Raw genomic sequence first — 15,419 nt, forward strand, 5'->3', positions numbered from 1 at the left:
AAGGTAAAAATGAAAGATACATCAAAGGAATACGCAGGCTTTTGGATCCGTTTTGCTGCGTCACTAATCGATACCGTACTACTGTTACTCCTAATAACACCCTTAATGCACTGGGTTTATGGTGAAGTCTATTGGAGTTCAGATGATTTTCTGCTTGGAGGTTGGGACTTAGTCCTAAACTGGATTTGTCCTCTGATAGCCACCGTTGCGTTCTGGGTCTACCGCTCAGCAACACCCGGAAAGATGGCTTTAAAACTAGAAGTATTAGATGCAGATACAGGCCATCGGCTGACGCTTTCTAAATCAGTCATCCGTTACCTTGCATATTACATCAGCGCTATTCCTCTTTGCCTCGGCTTTATCTGGATAGCTTTTAATGGTAAGAAGCAAGGCTGGCACGATTTGATTGCTAATACAGTCGTAGTGCGTAAAGTCGTTCAACACGAGAAACAGGCAGAATTTCTTGGCTAACCAGCGAGTTGAAAAAGGAGGGGAAAACTTCCCCTTCCACTTCCTAGATTCGGCGACCAATAGAATAATATTGAATACCTCGGCTAGAAAGACGCTCCGGCTCGTACAGGTTACGACCGTCAAAGATAACAGCCTGATTTAGAGCCTGCTTAATAAAATCAAAATCTGGCGCCTTAAAATTCTGCCACTCTGTACAGATGATAAGCCCGTCCGCACCACTGAGAGTCGCCTCTTTCGTCCCCATCAAACGCAAGTCTGAACGTGAGCCATAGATTCGCTGCGCTTCTTCCATTGCTTTTGGGTCGAAAGCCTGAACCGTTGCACCCGCATCCCATAAAGCTTCCATCAAAACTCGACTCGGGGCTTCACGCATATCATCTGTTCGAGGCTTAAAAGCTAACCCCCATAATGCCAACGTCTTATTTCGCAACTGCTCTCTACCACCAAAATGTGTTTGCACTAGGTCATACAACTTGTGCTTTTGATAGAAGTTGACGTTCTCGACCGCCTTCAATATTTCACTACTGTATCCGAAGCTTTCGGAGGTCTTAATTAACGCCTGAATATCTTTAGGAAAACATGAGCCGCCATAACCACAACCAGGATAGATAAAGTGGTAACCAATACGCTCATCACTGCCAATACCTTTACGAACATCTTCAATATTCGCTCCAACGCGCTCCGCAATATTCGCCATTTCATTCATGAAGCTTATCTTAGTTGCCAACATGCTGTTCGCGGCATACTTAGTTAACTCTGCTGATTTTACATCCATAAAGATCAACTTTTCATGATTGCGATTGAATGGCGCATAGAGCTCACGCATCAGCTCTTTAAGTTGCTGATAGTGCGTATGATGTTTGTCTACACCAACAATGATGCGGTCTGGACGAGTACAGTCGGTAACTGCAGTACCCTCTTTGAGGAATTCAGGGTTAGACAATACCGCCACGTCCAATGAGTTCAATCCTCGACGAGCCAGTTGAAGCTTAATCTCACACTCTACGGCTTGAGCGGTTCCCACAGGTACCGTGGATTTATTCACCACCACTTTGTCTTCGTGAATGTACTTACCAATTTCTGACGCTACCGCAAGCACATAATTGAGATCGGCAGAGCCATCTTGATCCTGAGGAGTGCCGACAGCAATAAAAATGACGTCTGACCTATTCAGCTCATGCTCTGCGGAGGTCGTGAAAGTGAGCCGACCCGCAAAGGAGTTTTCAGCGACCAGCTTTTCTAGTCCTGGTTCGTATATTGGGACAACACCATTTCTCAATTTTGCAATACGTTCTTCATCGACATCGATACAGCACACATTATGCCCAGCATCACTCAAAACCGCGGCTTGTACCAACCCCACATAACCACTACCAAAAATTGCTACTCTCATTGTCATACCAGCTTCTAATGTCACCAGTACTCAGTGTCTCGGGGGAAAATGACAAGCTGCTTACGCTTTTGAGGCAGTAATTTGACAAGCGTTGTGAATCAAACTGAGAAACAGGGAGTAGAGTTATTGAGCCGCAGCGGCTCCCATAGTATCGAGAGAAAGCGCGATGCGAGTGCCTTTATTCACTTCGCTCTGAACATTAATCGCACCTGCAAGTTTCTGTGTACAAATGTTATAGACCATATGTAGGCCAAGGCCTGTACCACCTCTTGCACGTAGGGTAGTAAAAAACGGCTGAAAGATTTTTTTCTGGTTTTCTGGCGCAATGCCGACACCATTATCCTCTACGATAATATCAATACGGTTACTGGATTGGTGCACATTAACCATAATCACGCGTTGCTCTTCATCTTGCTCTTCACCAAAGCCATGCAGTGCACTATTGTTGAGAAGCTCTTCTACCACACACTGGAGCGAGATCGGTGGTAAGAACGCTTGCAATGTCTCTTCACATTCGATTTCAACCTCGATCGATTTCTGCAATAAAGTATCTTTAACATGCAAAACGGCATCATTCAGCATGGGTTTGAGATCAATCAGCTTAGGCTCTTCTGTCGTCATTTTCTGATTGACTTGCTTAAGCTTACTGACCAAATCAACCGAGCGTTCGATATTGTTCACTATCATTTCAATACATTCATTAGCGACGTTGAGAAAGCGGTTCAGGTCATCTGTAGTAATAGTCCGTTCCGAAAACTTCTTCGCCACTTCATCAAGCTGCTCGCTGAGAACAGAAAGACTCGTAACAGAGATGCCCAGCGGCGTATTCAACTCGTGCGCCACCCCCACAACCATCCCAGTCAGTGCAGACATCTTTTCTGCTTCCATGAGTTGATCTTGAGTGCGTTTAAATTTCTCAATGAGTGTTTGGATGGAGTGCTCACTGGTTTCAATTTGCATGGCTTGATTTTCAATTTCGCCTTCCACTTCATCAATCAGCGAGCGTAAACTGACAATCATTGAATGAAGAGAGTTCGCCATTACGTCTTTATCACTACTCGGAACAATATCCACATCATCAAGGTTACCTTTTGCTACGTGGTGTAACACATCGATATTGGCCTCTAGCCTATCCATTAAATGATTGAAAGAAATGGCAACGTCACCCGCTTCCGTACCGATTTCCACCGGCACGCGTTTTGAGTAATCACCGTCTCGACTGATGCCTTCAATCACTCTAAGGGTCTCAAGCCAACTCATCTGGACACCATGCTCTGTGACATTCAAACCAAGCTCTTCATCCTGAGGAGACACCCTGTCGAGATGAAAACACTTCAATAGTTGAAAACATGCATAAGAGTTAATGCCAGACCAAAACAAGATCACCAGAATACCAACAGCTTGCACCATCAAGTCCCAGACCAACTCACCATTTTGCGTCAAGCTGAGTGAATAGCCGGTGTATATAACGCCTAAAATACCGCAGAACAAATGAACTGGGATGGCACCAACAGGGTCATCTATCTTAAGTGCTACTAGGATTCTTTCGCCGTAGTACACCGTAATGGATGCCAGAAAACCCAGCAGAGCAACCTCAAATGTATTAAAGATATTGGCGCCCGCTGTCACGATAACTAACCCACCCAAAACACTATTGAGCGTGACAAACACTGGCACGTGTTTGGACCGATGGACAAGAATCAGAGTGACAAATCCTGACACGGCACCACAAAGGACAGTGTTAAACAAAACGACAGGAACACGTGCATCGAATTGGTAGAAACTCCCACCATTAAAACCGAGCCAAGCAAACACCATTAAAAACACGCCGATCGTAACCAGAGTGTGATTATAGGAGGGGATTTCATTTACTTGCTGTGTGCCAATGAATCGGTCTTTGCGTGGCCCTATGATCATCGTACCGACTAAACCAATCATGCCACCTACAACATGAACCGTCGCACCTCCAGCAAAATCTTGAAAGCCAAGTATGTAGAGCCAAGAATTGGGGTTCCAAGTCCAGTAGGACACCACTGGGTACGTCAGTATACCAATGAAAGCCGACGTATAAATATAACCGCGAAAACTCATTCGCTCGGCAACACAACCAGAGACAATAGTCGCGGCGGTCGCAACAAACATCAGGTTAAACATCACAACGGGAAAGTCTTCACTTGTTAGAGGGAAAGTGTCGAATGAGAAAAGCGAGCTACCCTGTGCTAAATGGAAACCGACGAAAACATAGACGACAGAAACCACTAGAAAATCTGCCATGTTCTTCATCGCGACATTGACAGAATTCTTCGCGCGAACACAACCTGTTTCAATTAGGGTAAAGCCAGCTTGCATGAAGAATGCAATACAAGTGCAAACCAGCAACCATAGAAGAGACACAAAGTCCGTCCCAGCCATACTTACCTTTAGAGTTATACTTCCCTACTTATCAGTAAGCGTAGTCGATGACTACGAACTCTGATACATATCAGTTATAAATGTTAAAACGCATATTTAAGCCGTGACTGCTCTTTACCAAAAATTGACCAATAAAGTGTGGCAGCCTGTTTAAGAATTCACTAAGATAGTCGTTGTTGTGGGCACGCATCTCATCCCACATTTCCTATTTCGAAGCGCCTAACTCTGTTTTCTTACCTTTGAAATAGGCTCTCTCATAACTAGAAGCAATTTGTGTATTCATATGGACCAAGATAAGTTTACTCATATCTATCGCTTACCGACTGCGACACAGATACGTATAGCCAAATGGCAGCAGACATTTAATGGCACCTCTGATCTGGTCATTCATCAGGCGATTGAAACCCGGAATAAGCAATATCGTAAGCCTAACTTCTTTCCATCAGGTTGGAGCGTAACGCTATTCGACAAAGAGGATATCTCGATCACCAATCATGGTAAGTACATACAGACTGCAATGCGTACCATGCTTGATCGAAAAGTGTCTTATAAACGGATCTACTTGACTCGCCTGCCGCTTGAGGAAGCCGAGCCCGCTTTGAACGACTTTAAGTTGGAGTGGATCTCAAAGCACAATCGTGTTGCACGGAAGTACAACCAAATCAAGAAGAAAGAGTTTCTTCGCTACGCCCGTGAAGAAGAAGAGACTTTGTACCCTTCTATCCCTAAAGGTGAGTTCGACCGAGCCTTGTGGAACAGACTGGTTATTTCAGAACTGGGGCCACAAAAGAAATTCGATAATCCTTATTTCGTTAAAAAGGCCAAAGTTTAAATACAAAAGCAGCCATTTGGCTGCTTTTTATCGCTCGTATTTGTCCATAATTTCCTGATATAAAGACTTTCCAGACTGACCTTTGGTGTTCTTGAGCATATCAACACCCTTTTGCAGCTTAGCAAGTACTTCAGGTTTAACATCAACGTTAAAAGCGTAATAGATCAGGCCTTCCCTCACAACATAAACAGATTCAAACAAACTCGGATCGACCTCAGCTTGCTTAGACCACCAAATTGCTGCGCGATGGGCGTAAACCAAAAGGTCAATACGCTTTTTCATTAGCTGCTCCGCCAACGTTGTCACGTAATTGGCTTCCTGCATTGAGTTCCTTGGCAAACCCATCGCTAGCAGGGTTTGCTCACCGATATCATCTCTGATTACCCCGATACGGTAATTGGCCATATCCATTGGCTTTTCAATTGTAATGTCCGCATCTTTTCGCGCCAAAACGACAATTTTTATATCAGCGATAGGGCCAACCCAATTAAACAGCGTTTCTCTGTGTTCTGAACGTGTCGTAGAAAACAACACCGAATTATCATGAGTTAACACCGTTCGATATGAACGAGCCCAAGGTTGTAAAGTCACCTGCGACATATCAATCTCTTCCCCGACCATCTTACTTGCGGCGAGGAGGATTTCCACGGCATAACCTGTAATTTTGTCGCCTTCCATATAATTGGCAGGGGGATAAGACTCAGTAAAGAATGACAGCTCACGAAGGTCATCGGAGTATCCGGCCACAGATACCGAAGAGAAAGAAACAGACAACGCAATGAGTAGTGACAGAAGAGAATACATTCGCTTCATGACAAACTCCCAGTTAGTGAGTACTTTATAAAGTTAGCCCACACAACGGGAGTTCTAAAGAAAAATAGCGGATTTATACCAAGCCGTTGCGCTGTAACCCCCTACGAACCCCATTGCACATCTTACCAAAGCGGCGAATTTCATCGAATTGAGGCGTAATACCTCGCCCCATCGCCGATTCCCAATAGGTCAGTTCAGAATCCACCAGCTCCAGTAACTTTTTCGGGCACCCCACACAATTGCCCTTTGAACCACAAACAAAGGTTTCTGGTGCGTACAAAGGAAGCTCTTGCTTCACTTGTTGAATGATGGAAAGCATTGCGCTCATCCTATCTGGCTTTTTGCTCATCGCCTGGTTTTGGGGTTCAATAATAATGCGGGAAGTATAATGCGCCTACAGACAATGCCAATACCCATTAAGAATTAGTGGTTACTAGCTTAGAACGACGTTTCCTCATGAACGGCCGGCTTGGTGCCTTAACCACCAAGTAGACTGCAGTCGCTGCCAGCGCAAACCCTAGCATCCCAAGACCATCAAAAGACTCACCAAATACGAGCCATGCTTGGATTGCCGTCGTTGGGGGCACGAGATAAAAAACCGAAGCCACTTTCGACGACGCACCATTTTCCACCATATAGAGCAGAAGCAGAATCGCAACGCAGGACAGCACAACAACGAGCCAAGTTAGCGTAAGAATGAACTCTGTTGTCCATTGGACTTCCATGGTTTCAAAATGCATTGCATAAGGGAGGAATAAGCAAGCTGCCGCGAGATACTGGACCATGGCACTACCAACCATATCGGCACCTTTGCAATAGCGTTTTTGATACAAAGTCCCCAAAGTGATCCCGATCAGCGACAGCACACACAGAGCGATGGCGGCAAACTTATGCGTCTCCTCTTGCCATTGAGTTTTGCCAATTAAGACTAAACTGATACCTACAAACCCCAGAGCTAAGCCTATCCACTGCGATACTTTGAATTGTTCGCGGCTGAAAGCGACTAATAAGATAGCGGTTAATATCGGCTGAATACCAACCAGAAGCGAGCTCAACCCCGCAGGCATTCCTAAATCAATCGCAATATAGGTACCACCCAGATAAAAGCCATGAATTAAAACTCCTACCACGCAGCTATGCCAAAACAACTTGCCTTGCGGTATCGAGCGACGCAGTAAAGCAATCAGCAATAAAAAGAACCCTACATTGGCCAGCATGCGAATCGTGAGTAATGTCGCTGGCTCCGCATATTGCAGACCCAACCTAGCTCCTACAAAGCCCGATGCCCAAAGCACCACAAATACAAACGGGATTAACCTCACCAACATGTCATTTCCTCTGGCTTTTTCTCTCCAATTAGCGCTACTTTAATAAGGGACAGATAAATCAAAAAGACACAGATTGAGTATTTTTAATGGGTACAGATTCATTAGCCGACAATAAGTTTGTTCAAGTAGAGCACCACATTCGACAAGCGATTCACAATGGTATTTATCAACCTGAAGACAAACTGCCATCGATCCGCCAACTGGTTGCCGACCTGAACGTCAGCAAAAATACCGTCATTAGAGCCTATCAGGAGATGGAAGCCGAAGAGCTCATTTATGCGGTACCCAAATCAGGCTATCGAGTTAAAGCGACACAGCCAAGGGAGTTGCACCAGCAGCCACCTCAGTCCGTCGATCTGCTGTCTGTGTCGAAAGAAATCCTCAGCTATCCAGAGGAGAAAGAGTTGCTACCGACCGGCTCTGCTCACCCAAACATTAAGACTCCCGCCATCAAATCGCTGTATGCGGAAATAGGTCGTCATAGCAGAATGCAAAGTCACATGCCGAGTCATTATCAACTGCCCCCGGGGAATGATAGGCTCATCAAGCAGTTGGCAAAAATCAGCCGTGATCTTGGTGTCAAAGCCAATCCGAATGATCTAGCCATCACTCACGGAGCTCAACAGGCAATCAGTCTTGCACTTCGCGCTCTAACCACACCCGGAGACATCGTCGCCGTGGAGTCCCCCTGTTACTTTGGAAATCTGCTTTTGATGGAATCACTTGGTCTAAAAGTGATCGAGATTTCGAGTTGTACCCGCAATGGTATGGACCCTAAAGCGCTCGAAAATGCGATTCAGGAATGGCCTATCGCCGTGATTCTCATAACGCCCAATTTCACTAACCCAACAGGGTCACGGATACCTGAAGAAAGGCGAATTGAACTACTCAACGTTTCTAAAGATATCCCTATTATCGAAGACGACGTTTTTGGTGCACTGGCATTTGATCGTGGCGTATTACCACTGAAAACACTCGATAGCCAAGATCGGGTGATCTACGTAAATTCACTGTCAAAGATGCTCGACTCCAGATTGCGAATCGGTTGGATTCTTTCTGGAAAATATCGTTCAGAGATCGAAAAGTATCTGATTTGTGACAATATGGGCAGCTTGAACCTGATGCAATCCGCTGTAGGCGAATTTCTATCGACAGGAAAATATCGACAACATATCAATAAGATGCAGCGTACCTATCAACAAAACAACCGTCGTTTCAGCCTACTGCTTACAACCGCGTTAAACCGCTATACTGAGCTCCGTAATAGTTACCACCTATCTCAGCCGCAAGGATCTTTTTTGGTTTGGCTTACTTTGCCCGAGTCGGTTGACAGCTTCGCTCTCTATAAAGAATGCAATAGGCATAAGATCAGCATCCTACCGGGAACTGTATTTGCAACCGCGGATCAATTTCGCCACTGTATCCGTCTGAGTACCGCTAACTTTGAAGATACTCCGGAGTGGCATCAAGGCATCGAACTATTGGCCAAACTGATTCACCAACAAGTTATCGAATCTACGCAGACCCTAATATAACTCTCTGATTAAACATTTAAATTTCTCCGTCACTCTCGTATATTAGATTCGACGGATAACCCATCACACACAAGGATGATATCACCATGACTCCCATCACTGCGCAAGAAGTCCTTTCCTTTTGGTTTGAAGAGTTAGAACCTAAAGACTGGTTTGTAAGTAGCGAACAGCTAGATAATACGATCACGCAACGTTTTGGTGACCTATTGCAACGTGCGGCGCAATCTGAGCTTCATAGCTGGCGTACCAACGCTCTTGGTCGACTGGCGGAAGTCATTGTGCTGGACCAGTTTTCACGTAATGTCTATCGTAATACGCCCAAAGCTTTTGCACAGGACCCATTGGCACTGGCTCTTGCACAAGAAGCCATCGCATTAGGTAAAGATGTCGAGCTTTCACCAACACAGCAGTCTTTTCTCTACATGCCGTTTATGCACAGTGAATCTTTATTGATTCATGAGCGTGCCGTTGAGTTATTCAAAGCACCGGGCATGGAAAACAACTACGAATTCGAGATCAAACATAAGGTCATCATCGATAGGTTTGGGCGCTATCCGCACCGAAACGAGATTCTAGGAAGAGAAAGTACTGCCGAAGAAATTGAATTTCTGACTCAGCCAGGCTCTAGCTTCTAACTTCGATAATGAGTACGTTTCTCGCAGGTTTTACGCTCGGCCTTTCATTAATCTTAGCCATCGGGGCGCAGAATGCGTTCGTCCTTAAGCAAGGAATCAAACAGCACCACGTGTTTTTGGTCTGTTTGATTTGCTCGCTTTCAGACGCCATCCTGATTTCTGCTGGTGTTGCAGGGTTTGGTTTAATCGTAGCGAAATTTCCTTTGATTGAACTAGTCGCCCGTTATGGCGGTGGCCTGTTTTTGCTCTGGTACGGTCTACGCAGCCTATATTCAGCTTACACGGCAAATCACGCCCTCAACCCTGCGGGCGATTCAACACAAAGTGCTTTAAAAACGGCATTGATGTGCCTAGCTTTTACTTGGCTAAATCCGCACGTCTATCTGGATACCGTCGTATTGCTTGGCTCCATCTCTACCCAATACGAACCGAATAAATTGCAGTTTGCTCTTGGCGCTGTCAGTGCCTCATTTGTATTCTTTTTCAGCCTTGGATATGGGGCTAAGCGCCTGATTCCAGCTTTCCGCCATGCTCGCTCATGGAAAATACTCGAAGCAATCATCGGAATCATCATGCTTGTGCTAGCGTATAATTTAGTATTCTGAGTTTAGGGAGCCACCAATATGATCGAAGTGAAAGGATTAGATCACATCGTTCTACGGACGAGTAACATCAAAGGTATGCTTCACTTCTATCGAGATATTCTCCACTGCCCTATCGAGCGTGAACTTCCAGAACTTGGCCTAACACAGCTTCGCGCAGGTAGCGCCATCATTGACTTGGTTTGCGTCGACAGTACGCTGGGCAAACTGGGTGGTAAAACGCCCAGTCAAAATGGTCGCAATGTCGATCACTTCTGCCTTCAAATCGCGCCACTAGAAGAAAACGCTCTGCTTAACTATCTCGACCAATGCGGGCTTACCTATCAACCCTTTACAGAACGCTACGGTGCTCAAGGCTTTGGTCGCTCAATATATATTCATGATCCAGAAGGAAATGTGGTCGAGCTCAAAGCGCAAATATTGACTTAACACTATCGCTACATTTCTTCGATCATCTCTTTTAATATATGCACCTCATTGGTTAAAAGGACTGTGCTGTGCGTATTGCAATATTGGATGACTATCAAGATCAAGTTCGTCACTTAGACTGTTATAAAAAACTGAATGACCATGAGGTCACTGTTTTCTCTGACATCCCTTCAAACGAGAATCAATTGATCGAACAGCTTCAACCGTTTGAAGTATTAGTTCTGATTCGAGAACGCACCATCATTACTCCCAATCTGCTTAAAAACCTGCCAAACCTTAAACTCATCAGCCAGACCGGAAAAATCAGCAATCACCTTAACCTAACGGATTGCGATCAACATCAGGTGGCTGTTGCCGAAGGCATTGGTTCCCCTATTGCTCCGTCTGAGTTGTGTTGGTCATTAATTATGGCAGCCAGTCGCCATATTCCTGCTTACCTCGAACGGTTCAAGCAAGGGCACTGGCAACAATCTGGACAGCCTACATTAGGGCGGACACTAAATGGACAAACCCTTGGCATTTGGGGCTTTGGTAAAATCGGACAACGCATCGCTAAATACGCTGAAGTGTTTGGAATGCATGTGATGGTCTGGGGCAGTGAATCCTCCAGACAAAATGCTATAGAGATGGGTTACCAAGCCGCAAACAGTCGAGAAACCTTTTTTGAACAATGCGATGTAATTTCACTGCATCTAAGGCTTAACGATGCAACACGCCACATTATCAGTCAGAAAGATTTAGACGCAATGAAGTTGGATTCGTTGCTGGTTAACATCAGTCGGGCTGAACTCATTGAGCCAAATGCGCTCTATCAAACACTGGCTACGGCTCCAACCAAACAAGCCGCCGTGGATGTTTTTGACTATGAGCCCGCGACAAAAGACAACGAACCTCTATTGAGTTTACCCAACGTGATTGCAACACCACACTTAGGCTACGTAGAGCAAGGCAGTTATGAGCTCTACTTTCAACACGCCTTTGACAATATCCTCTCCTTCGCTAAAGGTGACTATAGCAACATCGCCAACGCCTATATTCTGGAGTAATGGTCATGATCACACTCATCAACGGAGATATCACTCGAGCTCAAGTAGATGCTATCGTCAATGCGGCTAACCCAAAGATGCTGGGTGGCGGAGGCGTTGATGGTGCAATTCATAGAGCAGCAGGTTCAGAGCTCCTGAAAGCCTGTCAGCAGGTAGAAGCCGTTGATGGTGTGCGTTGTCCTTCAGGCCAAGCAAGAATAACCACCTCAGGTAAATTAAGAGCAAAATATGTTATTCATACTGTCGGCCCTATTTATCATCAAGTTGCTAATCCTGAACAAATATTGCAATCTGCCTATCGTGAATCGCTTAAGCTGGCACTTACTCATCAGTGCCTAAGCATTGCCTTCCCAGCAATTTCTTGCGGCGTTTATGGTTATCCATTTCAGGAAGCCGCCGAGATTGCGCTAACGGTATGCACAGAGAGCCAATTTGCTCAGCTGGATATTCAGTTTTACCTTTTTGGTGAAGAAATGATGACCATCTGGCAACACGTTCAGAACACACTCATTCAGGAATAATCATGATCAGACATATTCTACTTATTCAATTTAAACCGAATGCTTCACCACAGCAGATTGAAAAGCTGAAGAATTCGTTTCTATCTATGCCAACTAAGGTTGAAGGTGTCGATAGCGTAGAATGGGGGCTCAACGACAGCCCAGAAGGGAAAAACAAACACTACACCCACTGCGTTATGATGACGTTTGCTGACGAAGCAGGTCGAGACCGTTACCTACCCCACCCAGAGCATGATGTTTTGAAAGAAATCTTCAGGCCAATCCTTGAAGACATTGTGGTGTTTGATTATACGGTGTAACGCGATGAACCTTTTACAATCCATCCCTGACGATCTAACAGAAGAAGTTTTTGAAGATCTCCTGTCCGGTCAATCTTTTCGCCTTGAGCGCATCGTCTCAAAGGGGCAAAGTTCCGAACCAGATTTTTGGTATGATCAAGACGAACATGAATGGGTCGTGGTGCTAACAGGCCATGCTCGACTCCAGTACCCTGACGGAGAGGAAGTTGAGCTAAGGGCTGGTGACCATATCAAAATACCAGCCCATACTAAGCATAGAGTCAGCTATACCACGCCAGATGAAGAAACGATCTGGCTTGCCATCTTTTATAAGGACTGAGCATGATCTCTTGTAACCAATACGATTACATCGAAATAGCTTGTCTCTACCATATCCCTGTTCGGTTGGTGACGGAGTCGGGCGAGATTGTTGAAGGCAAAGCAATGACAACCAACTATGATGCCCATCGAAGGGAGTCCATCGTGATCGCCACAGCAACGGGTGAAACACAGCTACCAACCGAAACCTTGGTTTCTATGACAGCCTTGATAGAAAACCCGCATTTCAAAGAAATAAAATTCACTCAGGTCAGTTAGTGCCAGTACAACCTTCATTAGCTTGATGTTAGACTGAGCTTCTATTTCATTTAGTGTTAAAAAGGTAATTTGATGAACCCAATTCTAGAGACGTTGAAAGAGAACAACATCAGCGACGAGCAAATCAACGAACTGTTTCAGACGTTGACACAGAATCCTCTAGCAGCCATGGCAACCATCAGCCAACTTGGTCTACCACAAGAGAAGCTACAACTTCTTATGGGCCAAGTAATGCAAAATCCAGCGCTAATTAAAGAAGCTGTTGAAGAGCTTGGGTTAGACTTCTCTAAAGTCGAAGAAGCAAAATCGAAGCTTCAGCAATAAGCAAAAATCAGTCTAGAGAAGCCGCCTATCTTTTGATTGGCGGCTTTTTTATATCAGGAGGACTTTTGATAATCAGATTGGCTACTGGTAATACTACTCAACAATGACATCGAACCTGATCGACTGAAAAAGCCATCTACTCTCCCAGATGAATCACTTAACTCTTAATCTAATCTGAGTATGCTTAGTCCTCGATTATAGCGCTCTACAAATTTCTAACATTGAACTTTTTTGCCTACCAGAAATCATATGTTATAACATAACAAAATCATTATTATTACAGTACAAATGAGCAAAATCGACGGCTTATTCGAGCCATGTATACGCCTTATAAAACGAATCTCTGGTGCTAAAAATAGCTTCTCTTCAGCTCACCATGATCGTATGCAAGAAAGTAGGTGCAATAAGATCGGGCTTTTTCTCGCATTGATTATTGCTCCCTCAGTACAGGCCCACCCTCACTCTTGGATCGATTTGAAGACCTATATTCAAGGCAAAAACGGAATGATCACAAGTTTGATGATGGAGTGGACATTTGACGCGATGACATCCGCCTACATGTTAGACGGGAAAGATATGAGCGCTGAAAATGAGCAGTCATCTTTGCAAGAGGTATCCGCCTCTGTGCTAGAGAATATGCTGTATGAACACTACTTTACCTATTTCTACGATGGCGAAGCGCCTATCAAATACAAAGTCGCTCAGAAAGGGACTCTAGCCCGTAATCGGTCAAAACTCGTGCTGAGCTTCGAACTGCCTCTTTCAAAACCCCAACCCGTGACACGAGATTCTCTACGCTTACTTATTTTCGAACCCAGTTACTATGTCGATATGGCCTGGAAATCACCCAATGACGTGGTTTTGTCTCCAGAACTGGATCGACAGTGTGATTTAGAGATGATTAAACCAAACCCTACTCCTGAACAGATGAGCTATGCCATGTCATTACCAGCGGATGCAGACCCAGATAATGCATTAGGGCAGCTGTTTACCCAGACCGTCAAAATCCACTGTGTGAGCATCCCTTCCATCTAAACATGAATCATGAGTACAAATATGAAACCGCTGACGATTAATACTCCGGCGCGTCAAGAAAGCACGCCTTTACGTCCTTATCAAGCTTGGCTGGTCGCCCTTGCAGTCACAGCAATATTAGCTGTATGCCTTTATCAGCTCTGGCTCGCATGGCCTACACTGGTCGTAAAAACGGCGCACTGGCAAAGAGAGGTCAATAGTCAGCTTGCAGACTTACTCTACGATGCGAAAGAAAACACGCTCATAGCTGGTAGCTACCTGATTGGCTTTAGCTTCTTGTATGGCATGCTTCATTCGCTTGGCCCCGGACATGGAAAAGTAATTGTGACCACATACTTGGCTACTCACCCAACTAAAGTAAAAGCGAGCTTGATGATAACGGTTGTTTCCGCCATGCTTCAGGCTATAGTCGCCATTACCTTGGTGACGGTCTTAGTGTGGGGGTTTAATGCCTCGATGCGGGTAGTCAACCAGCAAGCTTCGCTTTTCGTGACATTCAGCTTTGGTCTGGTCGCCTTATTCGGTGGGTTGATCATGTACAAGGCCCTGAAAAACATTTATAAGTCGATACGTAAACCAAAAATTCGAGTGAATTCAGTAACACCGCTCGACGCCACTTCCTCAGGAGAGCTTGCACCGATTGGGAGAAGCCCTGTAAGCAACATCACTCCGCCAATACACCAACATAGCGATACGTGCGGTTGTGGTCATAACCATGTAGCTGAAGCCGATGCCATCAATCGGGCGTCCACTTGGCGAGAATATCTAGCAATTATTACTACGATTGGCATACGACCCTGTACTGGTGCAATTATGGTGCTGCTTTTTGCCAATGTTGCAGGGCTATATTGGATGGGTGTCGTCAGTGCCATACTCATGGCTGCAGGCACTGCTCTTACTACATCTTTGATTGCTATGATGACATTGACTGGTAAACATGTGGTGAAACGCTATCTGGTCAATAACAGCAGTAAGAGTGAAGGATGGAACCTTGCTGGTGCTTATGTCCAACTTATTGGTGGCTTGCTACTGATAACTATTGGCCTTCTATTCATGGCCGGAGAAAACTATGGAATGTCCCCTATTTTCTCCATCTAAAACGTCAAACGGACAGGAGCGATTGGTATCTTCAGCGGTGATCATTGTGTGGAATTACCAACTCAAGATT

Annotated in this window: 19 protein-coding genes; 14 read left to right on the forward strand and 5 right to left on the reverse strand. The window is 45.1% G+C overall.

What is annotated here, in order from left to right; translation table 11 throughout:
- Positions 1–9: 9 nt before the first annotated feature.
- On the forward strand, positions 10–471 hold the full coding sequence (locus IX95_RS07325) for an RDD family protein (protein ID WP_038158299.1): 462 nt from the start codon (positions 10–12) through the stop codon (positions 469–471).
- 43 nt (positions 472–514) lie between these two features.
- Here the strand turns inward: IX95_RS07325 and IX95_RS07330 are convergent, their stop codons facing one another.
- On the reverse strand, positions 515–1,864 hold the full coding sequence (locus IX95_RS07330) for a UDP-glucose dehydrogenase family protein (RefSeq protein ID WP_038158516.1): 1,350 nt from the start codon (positions 1,862–1,864) through the stop codon (positions 515–517).
- Positions 1,865–1,987: 123 nt separating this feature from the next.
- Positions 1,988–4,276 carry an ATP-binding protein gene (locus tag IX95_RS07335; RefSeq protein WP_038158300.1) on the reverse strand — a complete coding sequence of 763 codons (2,289 nt, stop codon included), beginning with the start codon at positions 4,274–4,276 and terminating at the stop codon, positions 1,988–1,990.
- Between the two features lie 283 nt (positions 4,277–4,559).
- On the opposite strand from IX95_RS07335, the gene IX95_RS07340 reads away from it, so the two are divergent.
- The gene (locus IX95_RS07340) at positions 4,560–5,108 is read left to right on the forward strand and encodes an MSHA operon transcriptional regulator (protein ID WP_038158301.1); all 549 of its coding nucleotides are present in this window, start codon (positions 4,560–4,562) and stop codon (positions 5,106–5,108) included.
- A 27-nt stretch (positions 5,109–5,135) separates the two neighbouring features.
- Here the strand turns inward: IX95_RS07340 and IX95_RS07345 are convergent, their stop codons facing one another.
- The 3 genes from IX95_RS07345 to IX95_RS07355 all read right to left on the reverse strand — a co-directional run bounded on the left by IX95_RS07345 (position 5,136) and on the right by IX95_RS07355 (position 7,249).
- Entirely contained in the window at positions 5,136–5,921 is a 786-nt protein-coding gene (locus IX95_RS07345; RefSeq protein WP_019276199.1) for a substrate-binding periplasmic protein, read from the reverse strand.
- 73 nt (positions 5,922–5,994) lie between these two features.
- Positions 5,995–6,270 (reverse strand): hypothetical protein, encoded by a 276-nt coding sequence (locus IX95_RS07350; protein ID WP_171354513.1) that lies wholly within the window; start codon positions 6,268–6,270, stop codon positions 5,995–5,997.
- Between the two features lie 67 nt (positions 6,271–6,337).
- Positions 6,338–7,249, reverse strand: coding sequence for a DMT family transporter (locus IX95_RS07355; protein ID WP_038158303.1), 912 nt, complete (start codon positions 7,247–7,249; stop codon positions 6,338–6,340).
- Positions 7,250–7,335: 86 nt separating this feature from the next.
- Here IX95_RS07355 and IX95_RS07360 point away from each other — a divergent pair, with 86 nt between their 5' ends.
- The 12 genes from IX95_RS07360 (at position 7,336) to IX95_RS07415 (ending at position 15,349) form a co-directional block, all read left to right on the forward strand.
- A complete protein-coding gene (locus tag IX95_RS07360; protein ID WP_038158304.1) occupies positions 7,336–8,784 on the forward strand; it encodes an aminotransferase-like domain-containing protein in 1,449 nt (482 codons plus the stop codon).
- An 86-nt stretch (positions 8,785–8,870) separates the two neighbouring features.
- A complete protein-coding gene (locus IX95_RS07365; RefSeq protein WP_038158306.1) occupies positions 8,871–9,419 on the forward strand; it encodes a DUF924 family protein in 549 nt (182 codons plus the stop codon).
- Between the two features lie 8 nt (positions 9,420–9,427).
- The gene (locus IX95_RS07370) at positions 9,428–10,024 is read left to right on the forward strand and encodes a LysE/ArgO family amino acid transporter (RefSeq protein WP_038158308.1); all 597 of its coding nucleotides are present in this window, start codon (positions 9,428–9,430) and stop codon (positions 10,022–10,024) included.
- Between the two features lie 18 nt (positions 10,025–10,042).
- A complete protein-coding gene (locus tag IX95_RS07375) occupies positions 10,043–10,450 on the forward strand; it encodes a VOC family protein (RefSeq protein ID WP_038158310.1) in 408 nt (135 codons plus the stop codon).
- Positions 10,451–10,518: 68 nt separating this feature from the next.
- A complete protein-coding gene (locus tag IX95_RS07380; protein WP_038158312.1) occupies positions 10,519–11,496 on the forward strand; it encodes a D-2-hydroxyacid dehydrogenase family protein in 978 nt (325 codons plus the stop codon).
- Positions 11,496–12,017, forward strand: coding sequence for an O-acetyl-ADP-ribose deacetylase (locus IX95_RS07385; protein WP_038158314.1), 522 nt, complete (start codon positions 11,496–11,498; stop codon positions 12,015–12,017). The genes IX95_RS07380 and IX95_RS07385 overlap by 1 nt, the downstream gene beginning before the upstream one ends.
- A gap of 2 nt (positions 12,018–12,019) precedes the next feature.
- A complete protein-coding gene (locus IX95_RS07390; RefSeq protein ID WP_038158317.1) occupies positions 12,020–12,316 on the forward strand; it encodes a Dabb family protein in 297 nt (98 codons plus the stop codon).
- A gap of 4 nt (positions 12,317–12,320) precedes the next feature.
- Positions 12,321–12,635 (forward strand): cupin domain-containing protein, encoded by a 315-nt coding sequence (locus IX95_RS07395; RefSeq protein ID WP_038158319.1) that lies wholly within the window; start codon positions 12,321–12,323, stop codon positions 12,633–12,635.
- Between the two features lie 2 nt (positions 12,636–12,637).
- The gene (locus IX95_RS07400; RefSeq protein ID WP_038158321.1) at positions 12,638–12,892 is read left to right on the forward strand and encodes a Rho-binding antiterminator; all 255 of its coding nucleotides are present in this window, start codon (positions 12,638–12,640) and stop codon (positions 12,890–12,892) included.
- Between the two features lie 72 nt (positions 12,893–12,964).
- Positions 12,965–13,216, forward strand: a complete 252-nt coding sequence (locus IX95_RS07405; RefSeq protein ID WP_006960580.1) for a DUF2999 family protein — start codon at positions 12,965–12,967, stop codon at positions 13,214–13,216.
- 288 nt (positions 13,217–13,504) lie between these two features.
- Positions 13,505–14,251: a DUF1007 family protein gene (locus IX95_RS07410; RefSeq protein ID WP_081885411.1), complete on the forward strand. Its 747-nt coding sequence runs from the start codon at positions 13,505–13,507 to the stop codon at positions 14,249–14,251.
- Between the two features lie 21 nt (positions 14,252–14,272).
- Positions 14,273–15,349: a nickel/cobalt transporter gene (locus tag IX95_RS07415; protein ID WP_235202596.1), complete on the forward strand. Its 1,077-nt coding sequence runs from the start codon at positions 14,273–14,275 to the stop codon at positions 15,347–15,349.
- Positions 15,350–15,419 lie beyond the last annotated feature (70 nt).

The sequence above is a fragment of the Vibrio sp. B183 genome (genome assembly GCF_000740665.1).
Classification (GTDB): domain Bacteria; phylum Pseudomonadota; class Gammaproteobacteria; order Enterobacterales; family Vibrionaceae; genus Vibrio; species Vibrio coralliilyticus.

Excerpts from the sequence above, each read along its gene's own strand:
- IX95_RS07375 (WP_038158310.1), top strand. The coding sequence starts at position 10,043 with ATGATCGAAGTGAAAGGATTAGATCACATCGTTCTACGGACGAGTAAC.
- IX95_RS07350 (WP_171354513.1), bottom strand. The coding sequence starts at position 6,270 with ATGAGCAAAAAGCCAGATAGGATGAGCGCAATGCTTTCCATCATTCAA.
- IX95_RS07405 (WP_006960580.1), top strand. The coding sequence starts at position 12,965 with ATGAACCCAATTCTAGAGACGTTGAAAGAGAACAACATCAGCGACGAG.
- IX95_RS07335 (WP_038158300.1), bottom strand. The coding sequence starts at position 4,276 with ATGGCTGGGACGGACTTTGTGTCTCTTCTATGGTTGCTGGTTTGCACT.
- IX95_RS07345 (WP_019276199.1), bottom strand. The coding sequence starts at position 5,921 with ATGAAGCGAATGTATTCTCTTCTGTCACTACTCATTGCGTTGTCTGTT.
- IX95_RS07410 (WP_081885411.1), top strand. The coding sequence starts at position 13,505 with ATGAGCAAAATCGACGGCTTATTCGAGCCATGTATACGCCTTATAAAA.
- IX95_RS07340 (WP_038158301.1), top strand. The coding sequence starts at position 4,560 with ATGGACCAAGATAAGTTTACTCATATCTATCGCTTACCGACTGCGACA.
- IX95_RS07400 (WP_038158321.1), top strand. The coding sequence starts at position 12,638 with ATGATCTCTTGTAACCAATACGATTACATCGAAATAGCTTGTCTCTAC.
- IX95_RS07370 (WP_038158308.1), top strand. The coding sequence starts at position 9,428 with ATGAGTACGTTTCTCGCAGGTTTTACGCTCGGCCTTTCATTAATCTTA.
- IX95_RS07390 (WP_038158317.1), top strand. The coding sequence starts at position 12,020 with ATGATCAGACATATTCTACTTATTCAATTTAAACCGAATGCTTCACCA.
- IX95_RS07395 (WP_038158319.1), top strand. The coding sequence starts at position 12,321 with ATGAACCTTTTACAATCCATCCCTGACGATCTAACAGAAGAAGTTTTT.
- IX95_RS07330 (WP_038158516.1), bottom strand. The coding sequence starts at position 1,864 with ATGAGAGTAGCAATTTTTGGTAGTGGTTATGTGGGGTTGGTACAAGCC.
- IX95_RS07360 (WP_038158304.1), top strand. The coding sequence starts at position 7,336 with ATGGGTACAGATTCATTAGCCGACAATAAGTTTGTTCAAGTAGAGCAC.
- IX95_RS07325 (WP_038158299.1), top strand. The coding sequence starts at position 10 with ATGAAAGATACATCAAAGGAATACGCAGGCTTTTGGATCCGTTTTGCT.
- IX95_RS07365 (WP_038158306.1), top strand. The coding sequence starts at position 8,871 with ATGACTCCCATCACTGCGCAAGAAGTCCTTTCCTTTTGGTTTGAAGAG.
- IX95_RS07385 (WP_038158314.1), top strand. The coding sequence starts at position 11,496 with ATGGTCATGATCACACTCATCAACGGAGATATCACTCGAGCTCAAGTA.
- IX95_RS07415 (WP_235202596.1), top strand. The coding sequence starts at position 14,273 with ATGAAACCGCTGACGATTAATACTCCGGCGCGTCAAGAAAGCACGCCT.
- IX95_RS07355 (WP_038158303.1), bottom strand. The coding sequence starts at position 7,249 with ATGTTGGTGAGGTTAATCCCGTTTGTATTTGTGGTGCTTTGGGCATCG.